Consider the following 21,101-nt stretch of genomic DNA (forward strand, 5'->3'; position numbering starts at 1 on the left):
GGGCTCGAAGCGCGCCACGTCGGCCACGCAATCGTGCGCCCGTTCATCGGGTGGATAGCGGATCGATACGGCGCGAGGTTGATCGACCCGCGACCAGATACAGTGACGGCTGGCGAGATGCGCACCGTCGAAGCAAACCCATGCAAAAGCAACTCGCCAGAAACGCGTTCATTGATAGAATTCTTCCACACAAGCCCGATTTCTTAAAATAATTTAATCATTCCAGCACCTATTTTTTTATATCTATACTTTTGTGTGCGTTTGCACTTCCCGATTCGCCGCTGTTTCAACACCGCTCTCAAGGCGCGCCCGGCACGGCCGGCACCAGAGCGCCACCCTTTGCGGCAACTTTTGCCGCCCCGGCGTCTATGCTTCTTCTGAATGCGGCAATGAGCCGATACCGGGCCGCTAGGAGCCTGCCAGTTCCAGACGACTTTTGGCATCAACGAAAATGACACAAGACCGGGTCGACTCGCCACGGGCGAGCCGCCTTTCCCACTTCTCCCGCGACTCCGCTCGCGAGCAGGACGACGCGTCGTTCCCCGTCGTGCCGGAGCAGAATTTCCACGTGCGGCGCATCACGCTGATCGCGCTGCTGGTCGTGGCCGTCGTGCTGCCGTTCGCCTACGTCGCGGCGATGGCATTCACCGATCTGCGCTCGCGCGAGGCCGACGCGACCGACATGACGCTGCGCACGGTGCGCGTCGCCGAGGAACACGCGCTGAAAGTGTTCGACATGAACGAGGCGCTCAATTCGCGCATCGTCGATCTGACCGAAGGCCTCGACGACGACGGCATCCGCGCGTGCGAACCCACGATTCACGACAAGCTGCGCACGATGGGCGGCGGCTATCCGCAAGTAGCCGCCGTGTCGATTTTCGGACTCGAGGGGGCGCTGCTCGCGAGCAGCCGGTTTTATCCGGTGCCGGTGCTGTCGATCGGCGAGCGCGCGGACTTCGTCGGCATACGCGACGGCAACGAGCTCGAACACGTGTCGAAAGTGATGAACGGGCACGTGGCCGGCGAACAGGTGTTCAACATGGGCGTGGAGCGCAAGGCCGCCGACGGCTCGTTCGCGGGCGTCGTCTCGATCGCGCTGCGGCCGGGCTATTTCGACGCGTTCTACCGCGAGCTGCTCGGCGGCAGCAACGACACGCCGATGGTCATGAGCCTCGTGCGCACCGACGGCGCGGTGCTCGCGCATTATCCCAGCGGCCCGCGCGGGCCGGCGGAACTCACGCCCGCTTCGCCGTTCGCCGAGGCGGTCGCGCAGGGGCGGCGCGCGGGCGTGGTGCGAATGCGCTCGAACCTCGCGAGCGGCAATCTGATCGTCGCGTTCCGGCACGTCGGCTCGTATCCCGTGTATGTGCTGTGCGGCTATCGCACCTCGGCCATCTGGAGCGCCTGGTACCGGCATCTGAGCGTGCTGATCCTGTCGATGTTCACGCCGTCGATCGCGCTGTGGTGCGTGATCTGGCTGTCGCTGCGCCGCCTCGGCGCGGAAGAGGAAGCGTGGGAGCGCTGGCAGGCCGAAGCGTCGATGCGCCGCTCGGTCGAATCCGCGTACCGCCAGTCGCGCAAGATGGAGGCGCTCGGCACGCTGGTCGGCAGCGTCGCGCACGACTTCAATAACCTGCTGATGATCCTCTCGGCCAACGTGCAGATCGTGCGGCGGCGTGGCGTGGGCGGGGTCGATCGTGAACTGTCGGCGATGGAGCGCGCGCTCAAGAGCGGCCAGTCGCTCACGCGGCAGTTGCTCGGCGTCGCGCGCAAGCAGCCGCTGCGCACCGAAACGCTGTCGCTCGAACGCTGGCTGCCGACGTGCCGCGAACTGCTGCGCGCGTCGCTCGGCGCGAAAGTGTCGCTCGTGATCGACAGCGGCGTCGATACGTGGCCGGTGCGCGTCGACGCCGCGGAACTCGAACTGGCGCTCATCAACGTCGCCGTGAACGCGCGCGATGCGATGACCAACGGCGGGCGCTTCACGGTGCGGGCGAGCAATGTCGTGTTCCGTCATGAGGACGGCTTCCCGCTCACCGGCGAGTTCGTGCAGCTCTCGCTCGAAGACACCGGTGCCGGCATGGCGCCCGACGTGCTCGCGCGCGCGTTCGAGCCGCTTTTCACGACCAAGTCGAAGGGCATGGGCACGGGCCTCGGCCTGCCGCAGGTTTTCGCGTTCTGCGAGAGCTCGGGCGGGCTCGCGGCCATCGACAGCGCGATCGGCGCGGGCACCTCGGTGCGCCTCTACCTGCCGCGCGCGAGCGCCGAACCACAGAGCGCCAGCCCGGTCGAAGCGGGCGCCCAGGAAAGCGATGCGCCGCAAGGGCTGCGCGTCCTGCTCGTCGAGGACAACCAGGAAGTGGCCGCCGGCACCGAGGCGCTGCTGCAGATGATGGGCCACCAGGTCACCTGCGTGTTCAACGCCGACATGGCGCTGCGCCTGCTCGACGACGCCCGCGCGAAGCGCGCGGACACCGGCGAGCCGCTGCCGTTCGATCTCGTGCTGTCGGACATTCACATGCCCGGCAAGCTGAACGGCATCGATCTGGCCGAAGCAGTGCTCGCCTTCGACACGCGGTTGCCGGTCATTCTCGTCACCGGCTATGCGGAGGAATTGGACCGCGCGCGGCATGTGAACGTACGCGTACTCTCCAAGCCGTTCGATATCGGCTTGCTCGAGAAACTGCTCGAAGGGATCCAGCACGATCTCGCGCCAACGGACATCGATCCGGCGACACATCCCGCGGATTCCTGACAGCCATCGCCTGGCGCCCACGAGGCACGAGGCACGAGGCACGAGGCACGCCAGCATAGGCGTCATTTACCAGAAACTTGTAAAAGCGCGGCGGCGACACGCCGCGCTTTTTTGCATGGGCGCCCCGCGCGGCGGGCATCAGAGCGAGACATACGGGCGCGCGGCCTACCCCCGGCACGATCGTTGCGGGGTATATCTGAGCAAGGTGGAGGTGGACAGCGCGTCCGACGCTGCCCGTTACGCCTGAACATGTCGGGAGACAGCCATGCAGCATACCGTGATTGGTTTATTCGACACTTACGTGCAAGCCGAAAGCGCCCGCAACACGCTCGTGCAAACCGGTTTTGCGCGCGAGAAGATCGATCTGCAGGCGAACCCCGAGCCGTCGGTCGGCTCGCTCACCGGTGAAGTCGCCAACGCGGGCGTGCTGGCGAATATCGAACGCTTTCTGTCGAGCCTGTTCGCGCCCGGCTCGCGCGCGCCGGACACGGCGCGCTACGCCGAAGCGATGCGGCGCGGCGCGGTGCTCGTGTGCGTCAGCGCCGCGAGCGAGTCGCATGCGGAACTCGCGCGCAATACGCTCGTGCGGCTCGGTGCAACGGACATCGGCGACCAGTTGCCCGACTGGCAAACGCAAACCTCGGCCGGACGCGAATATTCGGTGCTCGACGAACTCGGCATCGGAGCGGTGATGCCGGGCACGCCGCGCACATCGAGCCCGACGACGGCGGCAACGGTCGCACGGGAAGCGACTGGAGCGGCGGGAGCAACTCGCCCGGGCACTGCGGCTGAAAACACCGGCGACAGCGGCGTAGCCGGAACGACAGGCGCGACCCCGGCGGCCAGCGCCCCACGCCAGTCCACGGAGACGACGCCCCGCGATCCGCTATACACCGTGCCCCCGGGCAGTACAGACGCCGAACCGTTCGTGCCGCCGCCGCTCAACGAGCGGCCCACGACCGGCCCCGTCAATGAACCGGTCACGGATCCGCAGGTCGGTCATGCGGAGCGCAGTGCGATCGCAGCAGGCTCGGCGCCGGGCTCGGGCGCGGTAATGCAGCCGTCTGAAATCGTCCCGGAAAGCGGGCAGCCGGATGCCGGCCCTGGCGAGATACCGAACGAATATCTCGAATACGAAGAGGATTTTCGCGCGCACTACGACGAGCAGTACGCGAGCGGAAACGAGCGTTACGAAGACTATGTGCCGGCGTATCGCTATGGCGCGGAAATCGGCAACGATGTGCATTTCCGTGACCGCCCGTGGGAAGAGGTCGAGCCCGAAGCGCGGCGCCATTGGGAAAACACGGCGCCGGAAAGCACATGGGAGCGCTTCAAGCTCGCGGTGCGTCATGGATGGGAGCGGGTGACGGGGCATCACCACGTTTAGGCGAGGTAAGTGGCTGGGCGGGCGGTTAATCGGACGGTGCCGCCGCGTTGTGCTGTGTTGCCCACTGCGCTGCCCGTGCGCGGCGCGGCCGCTGTCTATGCGTCGCGCCGCCCCAAGGTGTTTCTGGTATGGGTTATGCCGCCGTATACCGCTTGACCCAAGCGACGTAGCGATCGACGAACGTCTGCAGGAATTTGCGCGTGCCGTCGTTCACGATCTCGCCTTTTTCGTTGATGGCCGCGGCATCGTGCTTGATGAAGACTTCCGGCTGACCCAGCGTCGCGACATCGAGATAGGCGAGCACGTTGCGCAGATGCTGCTGCGCGAGCGCCGTGCCGGTCGCACCGAGCGACGTGCCGATGACCGCACCGGGCTTATTGCCCCATGAATTCGTGCCCCACGGGCGCGACCCCCAGTCGAGCGCGTTCTTGAGCACGCCAGGCATCGAGCGGTTGTATTCGGGCGTCACGAACAGCAGGCCGTTCGCAGCTTCGACTCGCTGCTTGAGCTTCTTGCCCGCTTCGGGATAGTCGGCGTCGTACTCCTGGCTGTAGAGCGGCAAGGAGCCGATATCGATGAATTCGAAAGTGAAATCGGACGGAGCAAGAGAAATCACCGCCTGGGCCAACTGGCGATTGAACGAGTCCCGCCGCAGGCTGCCGACGACAACTGCAATGTGATAGGCCATGGTTCGTTTCCTCGGGTAAGGCGCTCGACGCGCAAAGGGTACGAGGTGTCCATCATAGGCAAAAGCCGCGCGGCTGGCGACGCGGAGCAGCAAATCGGGGCTTCTTGCGCAAGCCGGAGCGGGATCGCAAAGACAGCGCCGGTGGATAACCTTCTATCCCGCGAAGTTATCCACAAATTCACTGAATAACCTTGTGGATAACTGAGACTTTTGCCTTGTCAATCAAGCCTGCCTCCGGGTCGGGACGATTTGAGGCAAATCGGCGCGAGGACGTTGCAGAAAGGGCGCCGTTTCCGGCGCCCTTTGTTTTGGCCTCGACGCGTTGCTATTGCTATTGCTGCGTCGACGGATTTTCATCTGCCAGCCGGAGCGTACTCGTCCGGCCGCCGCGCTCCGCTCAGTTGCCGAAGAACACGTTGCAATACGATGCCGGGCCGTTGCACGGAGCGGGAGCCGGAGCGGCAGCGTGAGCTGCGCCGGAAGCGGCTGCAAACAGCGCTACGGAAGCAATCAGGGCGGAAAGAATGCGTTTCATGGTGGGAGTCCTCGTTTGCGTGTGGTTCGCGATCTCATGCGATCGATGGCCTGAAGCATAACGAGCCGATGAACACCCACAAACAGCGAAGACAAGAAGACATTATTTTATTAATTGAGATAATCCACCTCACCTTGATGTGCTAATCCGATGCCAAAGCGGCGCAATTTTATTGACCATCACGCCGATATACCGCAGTTTCCGCCAAGTCTTTCGATTTCATTTTTCGCAATAATATGTTGCCGCTGTCATAAGCTGCCGTGACGCGCGACCAAGCTCTTTGGCCATCGCTTACCAAGGGCATATGTTCAATACCGATTCGCTTGCGCCGGAGCATGGGGGAGAATGGCTCCCTCATTTGCAGACACTGCAAGGACGGCCATCCGCTCATGAATCGCGAAGTCCTGGAAAAACACGCGCGGCGCGACAAACGCTGGCCGGCGCATCGGCGGAGCTCGGCATGGCGCAGCTAGGCGGCCCGGCGCTCGACGATCCCGTCTACCTCGCGCAATTGCGGCGCGATCTCGTGCGCTTCGCCCGCCTGCAGTTGCGCGATGCCGCGGCAGCCGAAGACGCCGTGCAGGAAGCGCTCACGGCCGCATGGACCCAGGCCGACCGGTTCGCCGCGCAATCGGAACACAAGACGTGGGTGTTCGGCATCCTGCGGCACAAGCTCGTCGACACGCTGCGCGCGCGACAGCGCACGGTCAATCTGTCGGCGCTCGAATCCGAACTCGACGGCGAGGCGCTGCTCGATCGCGAGCTGTTCAAGGACAACGGCCACTGGTCGCCGGAGACGAAACCGCGCCCGTGGCCGACGCCCGAAACCGCATTGCGTCAGCAGCAATTCTGGACCTTGTTCGAGATGTGCCTCGAACATCTGCCCGAACATATCGGTCGCGTATTCATGATGCGTGAGTTTCTCGATCTCGACATCACGGCCATTTGCGCCGAATTGCAGATCAACGCCAATCATTGCAGCGTGCTGATCTACCGCGCGCGCCTGCGATTGCGCACGTGCCTGAGCGAAAAAGGCTTATCGAGCGAGGATGCGAATGGGGAAGTGTAAGAACATCACGCGCCTGTTATCCGACGCGCTCGACCGGTCGCTCACGGCTGGCGAGTGGTTCGCGATCCGGCTGCATCTGCCGACTTGCAGCGGCTGCCGCAACTATCGCAAGCAGATCCGTTTGCTGCGTGCGGCGGCGCATACGGCGAGCGGAATCGCAACGCCGGATGCGGCCGCGAATGGCGACGATTGAAACGTGGCGGGTGGGAAGAGGTGGCTGGGCGGCTGGGCGCTGAGTGGTGGTTGATGTGCCTCGCCGCCTATGCACATGCATAGGCGCGTCGCACGGCGTCTGTGCCTCGCGGCTCACGTCACGTCAGCCGCACTGGCCGGCTCCGCTCAGCGCTCGCTGGGTGACGTGTCCCGGTAGCGTTCGAAAAAGCGCGCGTGCGACGCTTCATCGATAAAGACGGGATGGGCTTCGGTACGCGCCGGATGTTTCTCGAGCTGCGCACGCGTACGAATCGGTCGATGCTGGAAATTGCCGCCGCAATTCGGGCATACGTTGCGCAGCCTCGTAAACGCACAGACCTCGCAGAACGTGCATTCATACGTGCAGATCATCGCGTCGGTCGCGTTCGGCGGCAGTGACTTGCCGCAGCCTTCGCAGGACGGTCTCAACTCGAGCATGGCGTGGCTCCGCTTTTCAGGAACGCGAGGCGCGGAGTGCGCCTCGTTCGCCAGCCAGTGTAAGCGGCGCGGCGCGCGGGGAGAAGCGGGCAGCGCATGCGTGCATGCATGAGCCAATTGCCGGCGATGACGCTGCGCCCGGCTCCCGGGTGCGGCGTCAGGTCAACGTGGTCCACAACACGAGCGTCAACACGAGTCCGACGACGGACACGATCGTCTGCAATACCGACCAGACCAGCACCGTCTGTTTCAATTGCAGTCCGAAGTATTCGCGGACCATCCAGAAACCCGCGTCGTTCACGTGACAGAAAAATACCGAGCCCGCGCCGATCGCAAGCGCCATCAGCGAATTGTGCGTCGCGCTGAGGCCCGCCACGACCGGCGCGACGATGCCGGCGGTCGTCGTCGTGGCGACCGTCGCCGAACCGGTGGCCTGGCGCAGCGCGACGGCGATGAGCCAGGCGAGCAGAATCAGCGGCATATGCGCGCCCACCGCGATCTTGCCGATCGTCGTGCTGATGCCCGCCACCACGAGCGCCTGTTTCAGGCCGCCGCCAGCGCCAATGGTGAGCAGCAGCGCGGCGATCGGCGGCAGGCTTTTGCGCAGAATGCCGCCGACGCGCTCGCGCGCCATGCCTCGCGACCAGCCCAGCGCCACCACGGCGAACAGCACGGTGAAGCCGAGCGCGACCAGCGGCTCGCCGAGAAAATTCAGCGTGTTGAACAGGAAGGTCTCAGGCTGAAGCAGCAGCTTCGCAACCGTGCGGCCGAGCATCAACACGACAGGCAGCAGGATCGTAATGAGTGAAATCGCGAAGCTCGGCGGCTCGGCGCCGTTCTGCTGGGTGGAGAACAGCTTGCCCATTTCTTCGGGCTCGACGACATGCATCCGCCTGGACAACCAGATGCCATAGAGCGGGCCCGCCAGAATCACGGCCGGAATCGCGACGATGAGACCCAGGCCGAGCGTCAGACCGAGGTCGGCGTGCAGCGCGCTCACCGCGATCAGCGGACCCGGATGCGGCGGCAGCAGCGCGTGCAGCGTGGTCATGCCCGCGAGCGCGGGAATCGCGATGCGCAGAATCGGCTGCTGCGAGCGGCGCGCCATCACGAAGATGATCGGCACCATCATCACGAGGCCGACTTCGAAGAAGAGCGGCAAGCCGATCAGCAACGCGACCACGGCCATCATCCATGGCAACGTGCGCGGCGTCGAATGTTCGAGGATCGTCGACACGAGCCTGTCGGCGGCGCCCGACTCAGCCATCAGCGCGCCGAGCATCGCACCGAGCGCGATGATGATGCCGACGTCGCCGAGCAACGCCCCCGCGCCTTTGCTGAAGGCGCTCGCAATCGCTTCGAGCGGCAGACCGGCCGCAAAGCCCGCCGCGAACGTGCCGACCAGTATCGACAGGAACGGCGCGAGCTTGAGCACGCTGATAAAGACGATGATCAGTGCGAGTCCGAGCGCACACGACAGAATGAGTTGAGTATCGTGGGCGGCCCACGGAGCGAGTGTTGTCGTCAGATGCACGGTGTCCCTTTTCAATCGGTTGAGGCAGGCGCGGCGTTGCGTGGCTGGCACGCGGCTAGCCGCACGGTTGGCAGATTGTAGCGGCCGGTGGCGACCCGCCGCAGCGAGGCGGACACAGTGCGTCGCGGCCTATGCTTCGCTGCGCGTGCGTGATTTGCTTATGCGAATTTATCGGTTCGTCCAGGCGGGCAGACGAATTATCGTCGGAGCCAATCGGGCCATTTCGCGTCCGTCTTTTTTACGAGCACTTTCATGTCCCGTCATTCGCCGCTCACGCGCCGCGCGTTTCTTGCCGGCGCGGGAGCCTCGCTGGCCGCCGCCGCGTTGCCTGTCGTCTCCGCTTCCGTGTTTGCCGCCGATGCGCACGCGAAAGAATTTCGCATCGGCTATCAGAAAGCAGCAAGCACGCTCGTGCTGCTCAAGGCACACGGCACGCTCGAAAAGCGGCTCGCGCCGCTCGGCATCGCTGTCAAATGGACCGAGTTTCCGGCCGGGCCGCAATTGCTCGAAGGGCTGAACGTCGGTGCGATCGACTTCGGCTATGTGGGCGAAGCGCCGCCTGTGTTCGCGCAGGCCGCGGGCGCGAACTTCGTGTACACCGCGTATGAAATTCCGACGCCGCACGCCGAAGGCATCCTCGTGCATCCGGATGCGCCGATCAAAACGCTGGCTGACTTGAAGGGCAAGAAAATCGCGTTGAACAAAGGCTCGGATGTGCACTGGTTTCTGGTCGCAGCGTTGCAGAAGAACGGCGTGAAGTTCAACGAAATTCAACCCGTCTATCTGCCGCCCGCCGACGCGCGCGCGGCTTTCGAACGCGGTGCGGTCGACGCATGGGCGATCTGGGATCCGTTTCTCGAAGCAGCGAAACGGCAGTCGAATGCGCGCCTGCTGGCGGATGCCGAAGGTATCGTGAGTCACCATCAGTTCTTTCTGAGCGCGCGGCCGTTCGCGCAGCAGAACGGCGAGGTACTCGCCATCGCGATGGATGAAATCGGCAAGGAAGGGGAATGGGTACGCGGCCATTACAGCGAGGCCGCCGCGCAGCTTGCACCGATTCAGGGGCTCGACGCGAGCGTGATCGAATCAGGTTTGCGCCATTACGCGCATATCTACAAACCGGTCGATGCGAACGTGCTTGCTGAACAACAACGTATCGCCGATACATTCACCGAACTGCGTCTGATCCCAACGAAAATCGTCACCCGGGATGCGGCGCTGGCAGGCAAAGCCTAGCGCCGCCGCATGACGTTTGCGCCGCGTGACGTTGTTACGTCACGCGAGTTTCTTTACTTCGACATTCACCTGTTCGCTCAGGCGAAGAGTGCCGCGACGTTTTCAGGCGGGCGGCCAATCACGGCTCGCCCGTTTCGCACGACGATCGGACGTTGCAGCAGGATCGGATGCTGCGCTAATGCCTGATATAGCTGCGCGTCGGTGAGCGATGGATCGGCGAGATTGAGTTCCTTGTACTCAGCTTCCGTGTCGCGGATCATTTCGCGGATTGGGCAACCGAGTTGTGCATTGAGCTGCTTGAGCTCGGCGATGCCAAGCGGCTGTTTCAGGTATTCGACAATTTCGGTTGCTTCATTCGCGCTGTTGTAGGTGCTCGCGATGAGTTCGCAGGCAGCGCGTGATTTGGAGCAGCGGGGGTTGTGGTAGATGGTGATCATCGGGTGGTTTGGGGTTTGCGTTGTAGAGGGTCGTTGCAGCGGGATAGAGAGAGATTTTAGCCGCTGACCGGACGAGGATGCAGTGAGGCGATTGCGTGGCCGCTCGCCTGTGGGACAGAAGCTGGATATGCCGGTTTATGCGCATAAAGTCTTGTCCACGCCCCTACCTAACCGAAGCACATCAGTGACGCACGTCAGTGGCGCACGTCGCGGTAACCAGATCACCAGAAACAGAGACTTCCTCGCCAACGCGCAGCGCACGCATGGCAACCGCCGCTTCTCGCAACACCACTTCGTCAAACACTTGAGGAGAAAAGCCGTCAGCCCCTCGGCCCGCACCTGTTTGGCCGAACACTTCCGCGCGCGCCTGTCCTCTTTATGCGCATAAACCTCTGCCGAATGGCTAATTCCTGTTTTCATTTACACAAATCATTTGAAATAGGAATTCATCCAGGTAAAATCCATTTGCGTCTAAAAAGAGGAGGTGAAATTTGGCAGCTGAAATCATCGCGGTAACACAGCAGAAGGGCGGGGTCGGGAAAAGCACAATCGCGATGCATCTCGGCGCTGCGTTTCACGAAAAAGGCAAGCGTGTTCTCGTCGTCGACGCGGATGGCCAAAACACCCTGATCCACTGGGCCAGCGCTTCCTCCGGCGACGTCGGCATTCCATTCCACGTCGTCAACCTCTCAGAAGCAGGCAGCCAGATCCATCGCGAGATCAAGAAGTTCGTGGCTGACTACGACATCATCGTTGTCGACTGCCCACCCTCCATCACTGAAAAAGTTTCCGGCGTCGTGCTGCTCGCGGCAAGCGTCGCGGTGATCCCGACGTCGTCATCGCCCGCCGATTACTGGTCGAGCATCGGCCTCGTCAAGCTGGTCCAGCAAGCCCAGGTCATGAACGAAGACCTGCGCGCCGTCTTTCTGCTCAACAAGACCGAAGAGAAACGGATGCTGACGCGCGAGCTGAAGCGCGCTCTGGAAGAACTCGGCTTCCCTCTGCTCAAGACCCAGATCCCGACCCGCGAAGCCTACAAGCAGGCGATGGCGTTAGGGCAGACCGTGCTTCAGATGAACGACCGCGGCGCCAAGCTCGCCGCTATCGAAGTCAGGGCGTGCGCGAACGAGATCGCCGCCCTGCTCCCCTGAGTTTATGCGCATAAAGGACCCCGAATGAAACCGTCCCAATTCGCCAAAGGCTTTCAAGCACGTCCTGATACGACCAGCAGCGAGAAACGCACGGCGCTCGATCGTCTGAATGCGATCGACGGCCTGGTCAAGAACGCACCGAACAATGCCGCCAACGCCGGGCGTGCGATACCCGCCGTCTTGCCGCCAGGCATCCAGGAAATCGATACCGTCGACACGGCCAACGAATCGGCGGCCTATCGTGCGTGGAGACTCGAGCACGGCTACCGCCCGGGTCAGGTCATCGAACTTGCGCTCAAAGCGATCAAGCCAAGCCCCTTCAATCCGCGGCACTTTTATCTGAAATCGTCGATTGCGGAGCTCGCCGTCAATCTGGCGAAGCAGGGGCAGCAACAGGCGATTCACGTCATCCCCGACTACGATAATCCCGGCACCTATTTTGTCAGCGACGGCGGCCGGCGCGTGCGGGCGCTGAAAGAGGCGAACAAGGAGTCGGTGAAAGCGATCGTCATCGATCTGCCGATTGGCCTCCAGAGCTATAAGCTCGGCTACGACCTGAACGTCCAGCGCGACTCGCAGACGGTGTTCGACAACGCGGTCGTCTGGAAGCGCTTTCTCGATGAGCGGCATTTCCAGAGCCAGAAGGAGTTGGCAGAACATCTCGGGCTGGACGAATCGACCGTCGCGGTCGCGCTGTCCATCGCCAAATTGCCGGAAACCATCATGCACGAGATGGTCGCGCGTCCCGACCGCTTCGGCTCAAACATGGCATACCAGGTGGGCCGGTATCACACCGCCCGGGGCGCGGAAGCCACGCTGCGGCTGATCAACCGGATCCTCTCCGACGACCTGAGCACACGCCAGGTCGCCGACATCGTCAAGGGCAGGGCGACCGCGCAGGAAAGCACCAAGCCGGCAGGCCGGCAACGCTATGCGCAACGTCTGGAAATCAAACTTGAGGGAGTCTCGGTTGGCGACCTCAAGTCCTACGGGGACGATCGGCTCGAGTTGCGCCTGAAAGGCCTCACGCGTGAAAAGCGCGATGACATTCTCCGACAGATCGAAAAGATGCTGAAGTAGGTGGGCGGAGTGGCGGGCGCGTTCGCGCGCCACGCTTCATCGGTGAGTTCATTGAAGACCGCCCGCTAGCGGGCGATATTGACCGCTCAGGCCGCGCGCGACTGGCTCAGCGTAAAGGCGAGCAGGTCACCGTCGGTCGGTTCGCCCCAGGTCTTACGCGCGAGCCAGTCGAAGAAAACCGTTTCGACGATCTTCGAATCCAGCCCACGACGGCGCCAGTCGTCCCGCATGTGGGTGCCAAGCCCCGGCAGTTCCTCTTCCTCGAAAGACTGCCGTGCGATATCCCGTTCCGACTCACCCTGCTCGTTGTACAACTCGTAGGCCTGCTTGCGGCGATACGCGGAGTATTCGCCGAGCAGACGCGCCTTGAGATCGTCAGCCGGCGTCGCGGCGACTTTCCCGACACTGCCGGCCAACGGCAATGTCTCGACGGGCGGCGCATAGCCTTTCTTCAACGCATCCTTGAACAGCGCCGGCGCACTGCGCACCGGCGGCAGCGACGTGCTACGCATGCGCTGCTCGGTCATCTGCAAAGCCGCGCGGATGCGGTTTTCCTCGCTGTCGGCATACAACGTCTGCGCTTCCTTGAGCGGGATGCCGATCTTCACCATCCGGTCGACCAGCGTGCTGTCGAACACGTTGGGATGTTCGTCGAGCGCAAGCATCGGCTGCTTGCGCTCAGTCACGCGAAACTGGATTTCGGCGACGCGACGCCCTTCACGATGCTCGATCAGCTCCACGAAGATGTTCGTCACTGCGTTGACCTCGGCGATCGCCGGACGCAGATAATCGCGCTTGAAATACTTGTACTCGCGCTTCGCTTCGTCGCCCGCTTCCGTGTCCGGCGTGCCCGACAGGATCGGGCGCCACCATTCCCACGTCTCGCGCATCGTCAGATGGCTTGGGTTGGTCAGATAGCGCACGCAGATCTCATAAAGCGCGAGGCCCGCGCTGCTGCGCAACTGGCTCTGGAACTGCAGACTCAGACGGGCATACTGAACCGGATCGAGCAGCTTTTTCTTGATCTTCGGCGCAAACGAGAACTCGACCCAGACGCGGCGAGTGTTCGGGTCTTCGAGAATTTCCGCGTCGGCAATCAGCGTCGAAATACCCCATTTGCGGCCAGGCTTCTGGCTGGACGTGCCGGTGCTCCATTCGACCTGCACCGACACCATGCGGCGCAGGTGCTCCTTGACGAGCGCGGTGTCGTTCGAATCGAATGCCGAGTTCGCAACGATGTCCGACAGCAAGGCGCGGTACGTGTCGCCCGATTCATCCGCCTGCTGGGCCACGGCGAGCAGCACGTTGAACAGCTTGCGGGTAAGCAGCGTGATTTTGCCGCTCTTGGGCTGGATCGCGATCGCCTCGACGGCTTTGCGCAACTCAGCGGAGCTCGGGCTGACTACATCGGTCTTTTTCGCGCGCTTCGTGGCCATGCGTCGAGGTGAAGAGGGAATTTCGCGTGAGCATACCGGCTGTGGTGATACGCGTCTATAGCGTCGATCTCACCGTTGCCGGTGATGCAAGTTTACGAAGCGCGACTCACCTCGAGCAACTCCCGAAAACCCTCACCTGACCCGCGCGCCGCCAGGTTCGGGCTCTCCTTGCAGGTCGCGGCCTTCGCGAATCAGATCAAATTTGCGGTGCGCACGAACGGGGAGCGCTCTATCCCGAATCTTCTCACCTCAAAAAATTTGCGATTTTTTTCGAGCTATCGCATAAACAACGGGGTACCGCGACGTGCCGACCCGGTGGCAGAGCGTCGGATGCGTTTTGCCGCCAGCGGGATGATGCCGTCCAGGCAAACGTCGGATCGACGGATGCATTATCGGCACAGTCTGAGAGGGGAGTGCGTCGAGCCGGGACGGGTTCCAGACCTCACGGGGAGCTCGAAGACTATCGCCATTGAGAGGCTGCGTGCGGCGCAGCGAGGTTAGTCCACAGGATGCCGCCCGGTTAGCTCAGACACCCGCGCTGACAACCTCATCCTCGTCGCAGAAAATCCGGGCGGCCGCCCGGTGACGCTCTCCAACGCCAAACAGGCGATTGCCTATTGATTTAGCCTGACCTGCTGCTCCGTCTCATTCAGAAAACCGGGCTCAAAACGGTGGCTCAAGCCCGCGACCAACCCGAGCTTTGCTCTCTGATCGAAATCTCTTTTCTCAAATGCCCCCGAAAAAGCTCACCTTAACGCCGTCGAACGATGTGAACCAGCGCGCCCTCCAGCCGCGCCAGCACCGCCTCGCACCCAAAAAGCCTCCCGAAAAACCTCGCCTTCAAGGTTTTCCGAAGCAGACGCGCGGCGGCCATAGAAAGTCCCGAAAAACCTCACCTTTCCAGCCGGAGGGACAAGATTTCAATGATTTCAGTGACTTGCGATAATCCACAGGCACCCGCCATCACCCGCTACTCCCGAAAGTTCTCACCTCGAATCACTTTCCGGCCTCGCGAGCCTTTCCACTAATCGCATCCAGGCTTCCCGAAAAACCTCACCTTTGAAATCCAGTATTCGCAAATTAGGGGGCTCGCAACTACCATCAGACGGGCGTCTCCAGCCGATAATCTTGCTCTGGATCCCGAATCTCCTCACCTTGAGGCTTGGAAACGACTTCCAGGCATCCCGAAAAATCTCACCTTTAGCCAAATCGGCAGCCGGATCAGGTCTGCAAGTCCAACCGCTCGCTCACATCCCGAATTCGCTCACCTTTCCGATTGCCGCACTTGCCGGCCGGCCAACGCAGCGGACCGGCTTCGGCCCCTCGACTCGAGTTCTATCCTGTAAAAGCTCACCTTAGCGGCTCGAATGCCCAAAACTGAGGCAAAAATGACCGGCTGGCCCCGTAAAACCTCACCTTCGGTTCGCGTTTTCTCCCGACTCGGCTCACCAATAGGGTTAACAGCCCTAAAACAAGCCCAAAAATCAGCTCCCATCGACCTCCCGAAAGCACTCACCTTTGATCCAACTGACCTAGGAAAGGACTTTCGAGCATGGCCGCGCGATTCAGGGCGCCAGCGTCCCGCAAAATCTCACCTTTGGCCAAACCGCATGTTTACGGCGTTTCCTGAACCCGCTCACGTTCTGTCCCGGACCTTCTCACCAGGATCCCCGAACCCCATCACTCGAGTTCCCCGCAGAGTCTCACCACGTCTCCCGCAAAGCTTCACCTTGACGGGCTAGAATCCCCGCCAGATAAGGGTTTGCTGAGTCGTTAACGTTTTTAACAAGGGTTCAAAGGTGTTTACTTTTATGACTCTCAACTGACTTCCCCCGCGAGCTTCCAAGACACCACCTTCCTAACCCGTCAGCATCAGCAAGCGTTCGTGAAACAGTGCACGATCATTTGAAAATCAATAAAACCTCTTTCTTTACAAGAGCTTATTGGCTATTCTTCGTTTTGTTTCACGGGAAAAAGTCCTCCACGCATATTCAGCAGCGCTCTTTGTCCTTCAAAGCACCTCTGTTTACGTCGACTCCCTCTCCACGAACAAATTGGTAGCAAACGCTACGTAAATTGTTATGATTTATCCAATTTGGGTGACATTGAGGCAGACATGAATCTGGATCTGGAACGGCAAGCCATTCGCAGCGAGCTTGAAGCGATGCGTACGCAAGGGGTGCGCAGGCAGGATCTTTCGCTCCATGCCTGCAAGCGGCTCTTTTTCGATCTGGGCATTCGCCCGTCCATGGCGGCGGTTCGCGATCTCACACAGACCGGCAGCGCCAGCGACATCCCGAAAGACATCGATCACTTCTGGGAACGCATCCGCAATGTGTCGCGCGTCAAAGTTGGCGCTGGCGCGATCCCGAAGGCGCTTGAAGAACGTGCGGGCGAACTATTGGGTGCGCTGTTCGAAGAAGCGGTTGCCGAAGCAAAGGCCGCGCTCGATGGCGAACGCGAAGAAGTCCACGCCCAGATCAGCGCTGCCGATCAACGCGCCCGCGACGCGGAAATTCGCCGCGACGCGGCCGACGAGGCGATCAAACGAAGCGAAGCGCGAACCGAAGCCGCATGGGAGCGGGTTCGCGAACTCGAAAACGAGTTATCGAGCGCGACGACCCACGGAAATGTCCATCTCGAGGGATTGCAGGCGACCACGCGCCGGCTCGACCAGGAAAACGAGGTGCTCCGTCAGCGCCTCGAGACCGAACAGACGGCGAATGCCGCGCTGCGTGACCGGATCGACGCGTTGCATGTCGAATTGCGGCAAAGCACTGAACACTATGCGCAGCAGATCAAGGACGCAGTTGCCGAAGCCGAGCGACGCGTCAAACCGATGCTGGTCGAACTCGATTCGCTGCGTAGCATGGCCGCGACCTATCAGTCGGGCGTTCGCGACGCGAGCCGCAAGGAATTCGAGTTCATTCAGCAGATTGCCGCGGCCAAGGCGCGCGCGGATCGGCTCGACGCGCAGCTGCGCGAACAGTCTGATGAAGTGGATGCGTTGACGAAAGAGGTCACCGCGCTGCGCGGCCAGCAGGGCATCGATCCGGCAATCGCCGCGCTGCTTTGTTCGCTGGTCGGTTCCGGCCGGCTGACCAGCGAAGAGTTGAGCCTGATCGGCACCGCGGCGGACGGCCATGTCACGCTGCCCGCGCGTTGCCCGAAATGTGAAGAAGGTGAGCCGGAACTGTCGCAGGTCGATCACCGTTTCGAGCTGCTCTGCCCAGAATGTGAGCACTCGTCGGGCCTCGGCGAATCAAGGCTGGCGGCGGTCAGCCAGTTTCTGTCGAGCGATTCGGCCGTGCAGTCCGCGCCACCCGTCGGCACCGTGCGATAGCGGATAAAGCGTCAAAAGCGTCAAAGGTGAGGAAATTCGGGAGTTAAAAGGTGAGGATTTTCAGGGCTCATTTGCTCCCGTTTTCCTTGTCACACGGCCGTCACGCCGGGGCGCGGCCAATGGCGGGACCGCCGGGTCCGGCACGTTGGTGACCGGTGAATCCTGCCGATCCATCCACGTTTGCCACGCGCGATACAGCCGGTTCGCGGACACTGCCTGCACGAACCCGAGCCACTGGCCGACCTGCTCCGCTTCCACTCCACTTTCGAACAGATCTGCCGCAAAAGTATTGCGCAGGGTTTGCGGACTCGCGCGCGAGGTCCGCGACGCGGCGATTCCCGCGGCATCGACCAGCGCGTCGACCGCGCGCAGCATCGTAGCCTTGTGCATTGGGCGCCCGGACGGCGAGGCGGGGAAGACGAGATGTCCGGCCAGTTCCGTCAGCCGTCGTTCGGCGAGCCAGGCGTCGAGAATCGCTGTCGCGAATGGCGCAAGCCGTGTGCGCCGCGTCAGCATCGGATTCGCCGACTCGATCGTGACCCAGGGCGAGCCCGCATTTACGCAACTAACCGTGAGCGCTGCCGCTTCGCCCGTCTTCAGTCCACCGCCCAGAAACACGGCGATCAACGCACGATCGCGCCGTTCTCTCCAGCGCTGCGCCGTCGATAAATCCGTCAAGGGCGCAAATAACCGCGCGATCAATGCGGTCCGTTCGGCATGCGAGAGAAAGCCGGTCGGATCATTGTCGCGCGCATTTCTCCATGCTGCTTCGCCATCCTGAGCAATGAAACGGGCCGGATTGGTCGACGCGGATTCAATTTCGCGAACATGATCGAGTACTCGCTCGATCAGCCGCAAATACCTGCTGCGCTGCGTTTTGCGGATCTCGAGTCCAGCGGCGAATTCGGCGATCGTGTGTGTATCGATCGTGACCAGGCTTTTTTGCCGTGCGCCGAGCCAGTCGAGGAATTGTCCCCATTGCGCCTGGTAGACCAATGCGGAAGAACGTCTGAAATGCTGCTTCGCGAGCCACGCGTCGAAAGCAACCTGCGGATCGCGACGCCAGTCTTCGCGGTGCTGATCGAAAAGGTCGGTGGAGGGCGACGGGTGTGGAACGGGATCGGACAGATGAGGAGGTGACATCGGTATTTCTTCCGTTAGTTGCGCATTTTCTTGTACGTATTGTAGGCGCTCATGAACGCAAGTCCGAATGAACGCGAAAACCGGACGAAAAAGCCGAAGAAACCGGAGCCCGCTGCTGCGTTACCCGCCCCAGGCGCGCACGCGCTTCAGTGGTGCATCGCGAGGCGCTGGTTGCGCCGCAAGACGGGCTGCTTCCCGCGCCGCTTCTTCATAGGCGCTCACGGCAAACGCAAACACCGCCGGCAGCGCATTGGACGTGCCGAAATCCACGGTGTCATCGGTTTCGGGATAAGGCAGATCGGACGGCCGCTGGAACAGACCCAGCATCATGTCGTCATGCCGGCTCGCAAACCCGAGGTCGGCCAACGCTTCGGCTTCGATTGCATGCAGCAGACGCCAGGTGAGCGGCACCTGCTTCACGATGTAGCGCGACGCGATGTTGCGCACGATATGTTCGAGATCGCGCGCGGCGGTTTGGTAGCGCAGCGCGGCCAGAGCTTGATCGGTAGGGTCGGTTTTCAGGTTGTTCATTATCGGCTCCAGTCGATACTCGATACTGTACAAACATACAGTACTCGACGCAACCTCGGCCGAACGGTCTATTGCGCGAGCCGCCCGTCATCGGCCGCGTATCCGGCGCTCAGCCGTGAATCACGACCAGCAACGCCTTCGCCTCGCCCTTGCCTGCATTGCGGATTGCATGCGGTTCATCCGCGACGTAGCGCGCGGTGTCCGCCGCTCTGAGCCGTTTCGTCGCGCCTGCTGCCTCGACTTCAATCGATCCGTTCAGCACGGTCAGATGCTCGCGTGTGCCGGGCTCGTGCGCATTCGAGACGAGTGCTCCGCCCGGTTGCAGCGTCAGTTCGTACCACTCGAACTTGCCGGCCAGCTCGATCGGCCCCCACACCCGCAACTGATATTTCGCGTCGTGGCCGCTCAGCGTGGGAATGTCGTGCGCGCCCGAGACCGCGATCGCCTCCGGCGCCTTCGGCGGCGCAAACAGCGAATCGAGGCTGACACCGAGCGCATTGGTGAGCCGCCACGCGACCGCAATCGTCGGATTGGCCTTGTCGCGCTCGATCTCCGAGAGCATCGATTTCGACACGCCCGCCGCGCGCGACAGATCGTCGAGCGTCATGCGCCGTTCGGCCCGCAACCGCTGAATCTGCTCGCCGACGCGCGGCGGCGCCGCACTGGCCGGCGCCGCCGCCGTGCCTGAGGCGGGCGCTGCCTTGAGCGTTGCACCGGCCGCGGCGCGACGTGTACCCGAACTTGCCATTTCCTGACCCATCGTTTAGAGTTGTTCGATATACCGGATTTTAGTTCGAAAAAACGAAAATATCCGGTAAAGCTGACAACCGACTATAACAGGCCGTCCCGCCGCTGCACATGCCATCCATAGGGAATATGCTGATGCTCAGGCGACCGGCCTCACCTCTCAGGAGCTCCGTTCATGCGTGACCAATACCTTGCCCATCTGCGCGGCACCCTCGGGCAGATCCGCGCCGATGGTTTCTACAAGAGCGAGCGCGTGATCGCGAGCCCGCAGTCGGCCAACGTGCGTCTCGCCGACGGCACGGACGTGCTGAATTTCTGCGCCAACAACTATCTCGGCCTCGCCGGCGACGCGCGGCTCATCGAAGCCGCGAAGCAGGGTCTCGACAAGGACGGCTTCGGCATGGCGTCGGTGCGCTTCATCTGCGGCACGCAAACCGTGCACAAGGAACTGGAAGAGGCGCTCGCCGCGTTTCTGCAAACCGACGACTGCATCCTCTATTCGAGTTGCTTCGACGCGAACGGCGGTCTCTTCGAAACGCTGCTCGACGAAAACGACGCGATCATCAGCGACGAACTGAATCACGCGAGCATCATCGACGGTGTGCGGCTTTCGAAGGCAAAGCGTTTCCGCTACAGGAACAACGACCTCACCGATCTCGAAGCGCGCCTCAAGGAAGCCGACGCCGCCGGCGCACGCTTCAAGCTGATCGCGACCGACGGCGTGTTCTCGATGGACGGCATCATCGCGAACCTCGCCGGCATCTGCGATCTCGCGGACCAATACGGTGCGCTCGTGATGGTCGACGACTCGCATGCGGTCGGCTTCGTCGGCGAACATGGGCGCGGCACGCCCGAGCATTGCGGGGTGCTGTCGTGCGTCGACATCATCACCGGCACGCTCGGCAAGGCGCTCGGCGGCGCCTCGGGCGGCTACGTCGCCGCGCGCAAGGAAATCGTCGAACTGCTGCGGCAGCGTTCGCGTCCCTATCTGTTTTCGAACACGCTCACGCCGAGCATCGCCGCGGCGTCGCTGAAGGTGCTCGAACTGCTCGCGAGCGACGAAGGCGCCCACCTGCGCGCGCGGGTCCGCGAAAACGGCGCGCATTTCAGAAGCAGGATGAGCGCACTCGGCTTTACGCTCGTGCCGGGCGAGCATCCGATCATTCCAGTCATGCTCGGCGACGCGCAGCTCGCGGGGAAAATGGCCGATGCGCTGCTGAAGGAAGGCGTCTACGTGATCGGCTTTTCGTTCCCGGTCGTGCCGCGCGGCCGCGCGCGCATCCGCACGCAGATGAGCGCCGCGCATACACCCGCGCAGATCGACCGCGCCGTCGATGCGTTCGCGCGCGTCGGCCGCGAGCTCGGCGTCATTTCGGCATGACAGCGGCGTGACTGGAAC

17 protein-coding genes are annotated in these 21,101 nt (G+C 62.2%); 9 read left to right on the plus strand and 8 right to left on the minus strand.

What is annotated here, in order from left to right:
* Positions 1 to 451 precede the first annotated feature (451 nt).
* A complete protein-coding gene (locus tag B9Z01_RS26470) occupies positions 452 to 2,755 on the plus strand; it encodes a hybrid sensor histidine kinase/response regulator (protein WP_085488512.1) in 2,304 nt (767 codons plus the stop codon).
* Positions 2,756 to 3,020: 265 nt separating this feature from the next.
* Positions 3,021 to 4,142 (plus strand): hypothetical protein, encoded by a 1,122-nt coding sequence (locus tag B9Z01_RS26475; protein ID WP_085488513.1) that lies wholly within the window; start codon positions 3,021 to 3,023, stop codon positions 4,140 to 4,142.
* Between the two features lie 133 nt (positions 4,143 to 4,275).
* Here B9Z01_RS26475 and B9Z01_RS26480 read toward each other — a convergent pair whose 3' ends face one another.
* Positions 4,276 to 4,830 carry an NADPH-dependent FMN reductase gene (locus B9Z01_RS26480; protein WP_085488514.1) on the minus strand — a complete coding sequence of 185 codons (555 nt, stop codon included), beginning with the start codon at positions 4,828 to 4,830 and terminating at the stop codon, positions 4,276 to 4,278.
* A gap of 995 nt (positions 4,831 to 5,825) precedes the next feature.
* Here B9Z01_RS26480 and B9Z01_RS26485 point away from each other — a divergent pair.
* Together B9Z01_RS26485 and B9Z01_RS26490 are read left to right on the plus strand one after the other, a co-directional pair.
* Complete coding sequence (locus B9Z01_RS26485) at positions 5,826 to 6,434, plus strand: RNA polymerase factor sigma-70 (protein WP_085488515.1); 609 nt, start codon at positions 5,826 to 5,828, stop codon at positions 6,432 to 6,434.
* Positions 6,421 to 6,627: a zf-HC2 domain-containing protein gene (locus tag B9Z01_RS26490; protein WP_085488516.1), complete on the plus strand. Its 207-nt coding sequence runs from the start codon at positions 6,421 to 6,423 to the stop codon at positions 6,625 to 6,627. The genes B9Z01_RS26485 and B9Z01_RS26490 overlap by 14 nt, the downstream gene beginning before the upstream one ends.
* A gap of 146 nt (positions 6,628 to 6,773) precedes the next feature.
* On the opposite strand, the gene B9Z01_RS26495 is transcribed toward B9Z01_RS26490, so the two are convergent.
* Together B9Z01_RS26495 and B9Z01_RS26500 are read right to left on the minus strand one after the other, a co-directional pair.
* On the minus strand, positions 6,774 to 7,064 hold the full coding sequence (locus tag B9Z01_RS26495; RefSeq protein WP_085488517.1) for a DUF1272 domain-containing protein: 291 nt from the start codon (positions 7,062 to 7,064) through the stop codon (positions 6,774 to 6,776).
* Positions 7,065 to 7,221: 157 nt separating this feature from the next.
* Complete coding sequence (locus B9Z01_RS26500) at positions 7,222 to 8,598, minus strand: GntT/GntP/DsdX family permease (protein ID WP_085488518.1); 1,377 nt, start codon at positions 8,596 to 8,598, stop codon at positions 7,222 to 7,224.
* 252 nt (positions 8,599 to 8,850) lie between these two features.
* On the opposite strand from B9Z01_RS26500, the gene B9Z01_RS26505 reads away from it, so the two are divergent.
* Complete coding sequence (locus B9Z01_RS26505) at positions 8,851 to 9,834, plus strand: sulfonate ABC transporter substrate-binding protein (RefSeq protein WP_085488519.1); 984 nt, start codon at positions 8,851 to 8,853, stop codon at positions 9,832 to 9,834.
* Between the two features lie 77 nt (positions 9,835 to 9,911).
* Here B9Z01_RS26505 and arsC read toward each other — a convergent pair whose 3' ends face one another.
* Positions 9,912 to 10,271 carry an arsenate reductase (glutaredoxin) gene (arsC, locus tag B9Z01_RS26510; protein WP_085488520.1) on the minus strand — a complete coding sequence of 120 codons (360 nt, stop codon included), beginning with the start codon at positions 10,269 to 10,271 and terminating at the stop codon, positions 9,912 to 9,914.
* A 491-nt stretch (positions 10,272 to 10,762) separates the two neighbouring features.
* Here arsC and parA point away from each other — a divergent pair, with 491 nt between their 5' ends.
* A complete protein-coding gene (gene parA, locus B9Z01_RS26515; RefSeq protein WP_085488521.1) occupies positions 10,763 to 11,422 on the plus strand; it encodes a ParA family partition ATPase in 660 nt (219 codons plus the stop codon).
* Positions 11,423 to 11,446: 24 nt separating this feature from the next.
* Positions 11,447 to 12,502 carry a ParB/RepB/Spo0J family partition protein gene (locus B9Z01_RS26520; RefSeq protein ID WP_085488522.1) on the plus strand — a complete coding sequence of 352 codons (1,056 nt, stop codon included), beginning with the start codon at positions 11,447 to 11,449 and terminating at the stop codon, positions 12,500 to 12,502.
* Between the two features lie 86 nt (positions 12,503 to 12,588).
* On the opposite strand, the gene B9Z01_RS26525 is transcribed toward B9Z01_RS26520, so the two are convergent.
* Positions 12,589 to 13,938, minus strand: coding sequence for a replication initiation protein (locus tag B9Z01_RS26525; protein WP_085488523.1), 1,350 nt, complete (start codon positions 13,936 to 13,938; stop codon positions 12,589 to 12,591).
* Between the two features lie 2,116 nt (positions 13,939 to 16,054).
* On the opposite strand from B9Z01_RS26525, the gene B9Z01_RS26530 reads away from it, so the two are divergent.
* On the plus strand, positions 16,055 to 17,281 hold the full coding sequence (locus B9Z01_RS26530; RefSeq protein WP_085488524.1) for a DNA-binding protein: 1,227 nt from the start codon (positions 16,055 to 16,057) through the stop codon (positions 17,279 to 17,281).
* A 60-nt stretch (positions 17,282 to 17,341) separates the two neighbouring features.
* On the opposite strand, the gene B9Z01_RS26535 is transcribed toward B9Z01_RS26530, so the two are convergent.
* The 3 genes from B9Z01_RS26535 to B9Z01_RS26545 form a co-directional block, all read right to left on the minus strand.
* On the minus strand, positions 17,342 to 18,424 hold the full coding sequence (locus tag B9Z01_RS26535) for a tyrosine-type recombinase/integrase (protein WP_085488525.1): 1,083 nt from the start codon (positions 18,422 to 18,424) through the stop codon (positions 17,342 to 17,344).
* Between the two features lie 120 nt (positions 18,425 to 18,544).
* Positions 18,545 to 18,955 carry a DUF2471 family protein gene (locus B9Z01_RS26540; RefSeq protein ID WP_085488526.1) on the minus strand — a complete coding sequence of 137 codons (411 nt, stop codon included), beginning with the start codon at positions 18,953 to 18,955 and terminating at the stop codon, positions 18,545 to 18,547.
* 109 nt (positions 18,956 to 19,064) lie between these two features.
* Complete coding sequence (locus tag B9Z01_RS26545) at positions 19,065 to 19,715, minus strand: helix-turn-helix domain-containing protein (protein WP_085488527.1); 651 nt, start codon at positions 19,713 to 19,715, stop codon at positions 19,065 to 19,067.
* Positions 19,716 to 19,877: 162 nt separating this feature from the next.
* Here B9Z01_RS26545 and B9Z01_RS26550 point away from each other — a divergent pair, with 162 nt between their 5' ends.
* Complete coding sequence (locus B9Z01_RS26550) at positions 19,878 to 21,083, plus strand: glycine C-acetyltransferase (RefSeq protein ID WP_085488528.1); 1,206 nt, start codon at positions 19,878 to 19,880, stop codon at positions 21,081 to 21,083.
* Positions 21,084 to 21,101 lie beyond the last annotated feature (18 nt).

The sequence above is a fragment of the Paraburkholderia susongensis genome (assembly GCF_900177725.1).
GTDB classification, from domain to species: Bacteria; Pseudomonadota; Gammaproteobacteria; order Burkholderiales; family Burkholderiaceae; genus Paraburkholderia; species Paraburkholderia susongensis.

What these genes read in the sequence shown, in the direction of transcription:
- arsC (WP_085488520.1), bottom strand. Translation starts at nt 10,271, where the DNA reads ATGATCACCATCTACCACAACCCCCGCTGCTCCAAATCACGCGCTGCC.
- B9Z01_RS26470 (WP_085488512.1), top strand. Translation starts at nt 452, where the DNA reads ATGACACAAGACCGGGTCGACTCGCCACGGGCGAGCCGCCTTTCCCAC.
- B9Z01_RS26540 (WP_085488526.1), bottom strand. Translation starts at nt 18,955, where the DNA reads ATGAACAACCTGAAAACCGACCCTACCGATCAAGCTCTGGCCGCGCTG.
- B9Z01_RS26505 (WP_085488519.1), top strand. Translation starts at nt 8,851, where the DNA reads ATGTCCCGTCATTCGCCGCTCACGCGCCGCGCGTTTCTTGCCGGCGCG.
- B9Z01_RS26490 (WP_085488516.1), top strand. Translation starts at nt 6,421, where the DNA reads ATGGGGAAGTGTAAGAACATCACGCGCCTGTTATCCGACGCGCTCGAC.
- B9Z01_RS26550 (WP_085488528.1), top strand. Translation starts at nt 19,878, where the DNA reads ATGCGTGACCAATACCTTGCCCATCTGCGCGGCACCCTCGGGCAGATC.
- B9Z01_RS26525 (WP_085488523.1), bottom strand. Translation starts at nt 13,938, where the DNA reads ATGGCCACGAAGCGCGCGAAAAAGACCGATGTAGTCAGCCCGAGCTCC.
- B9Z01_RS26530 (WP_085488524.1), top strand. Translation starts at nt 16,055, where the DNA reads ATGAATCTGGATCTGGAACGGCAAGCCATTCGCAGCGAGCTTGAAGCG.
- B9Z01_RS26495 (WP_085488517.1), bottom strand. Translation starts at nt 7,064, where the DNA reads ATGCTCGAGTTGAGACCGTCCTGCGAAGGCTGCGGCAAGTCACTGCCG.
- B9Z01_RS26475 (WP_085488513.1), top strand. Translation starts at nt 3,021, where the DNA reads ATGCAGCATACCGTGATTGGTTTATTCGACACTTACGTGCAAGCCGAA.
- B9Z01_RS26480 (WP_085488514.1), bottom strand. Translation starts at nt 4,830, where the DNA reads ATGGCCTATCACATTGCAGTTGTCGTCGGCAGCCTGCGGCGGGACTCG.
- B9Z01_RS26545 (WP_085488527.1), bottom strand. Translation starts at nt 19,715, where the DNA reads ATGGGTCAGGAAATGGCAAGTTCGGGTACACGTCGCGCCGCGGCCGGT.
- B9Z01_RS26520 (WP_085488522.1), top strand. Translation starts at nt 11,447, where the DNA reads ATGAAACCGTCCCAATTCGCCAAAGGCTTTCAAGCACGTCCTGATACG.
- B9Z01_RS26535 (WP_085488525.1), bottom strand. Translation starts at nt 18,424, where the DNA reads ATGTCACCTCCTCATCTGTCCGATCCCGTTCCACACCCGTCGCCCTCC.
- B9Z01_RS26485 (WP_085488515.1), top strand. Translation starts at nt 5,826, where the DNA reads ATGGCGCAGCTAGGCGGCCCGGCGCTCGACGATCCCGTCTACCTCGCG.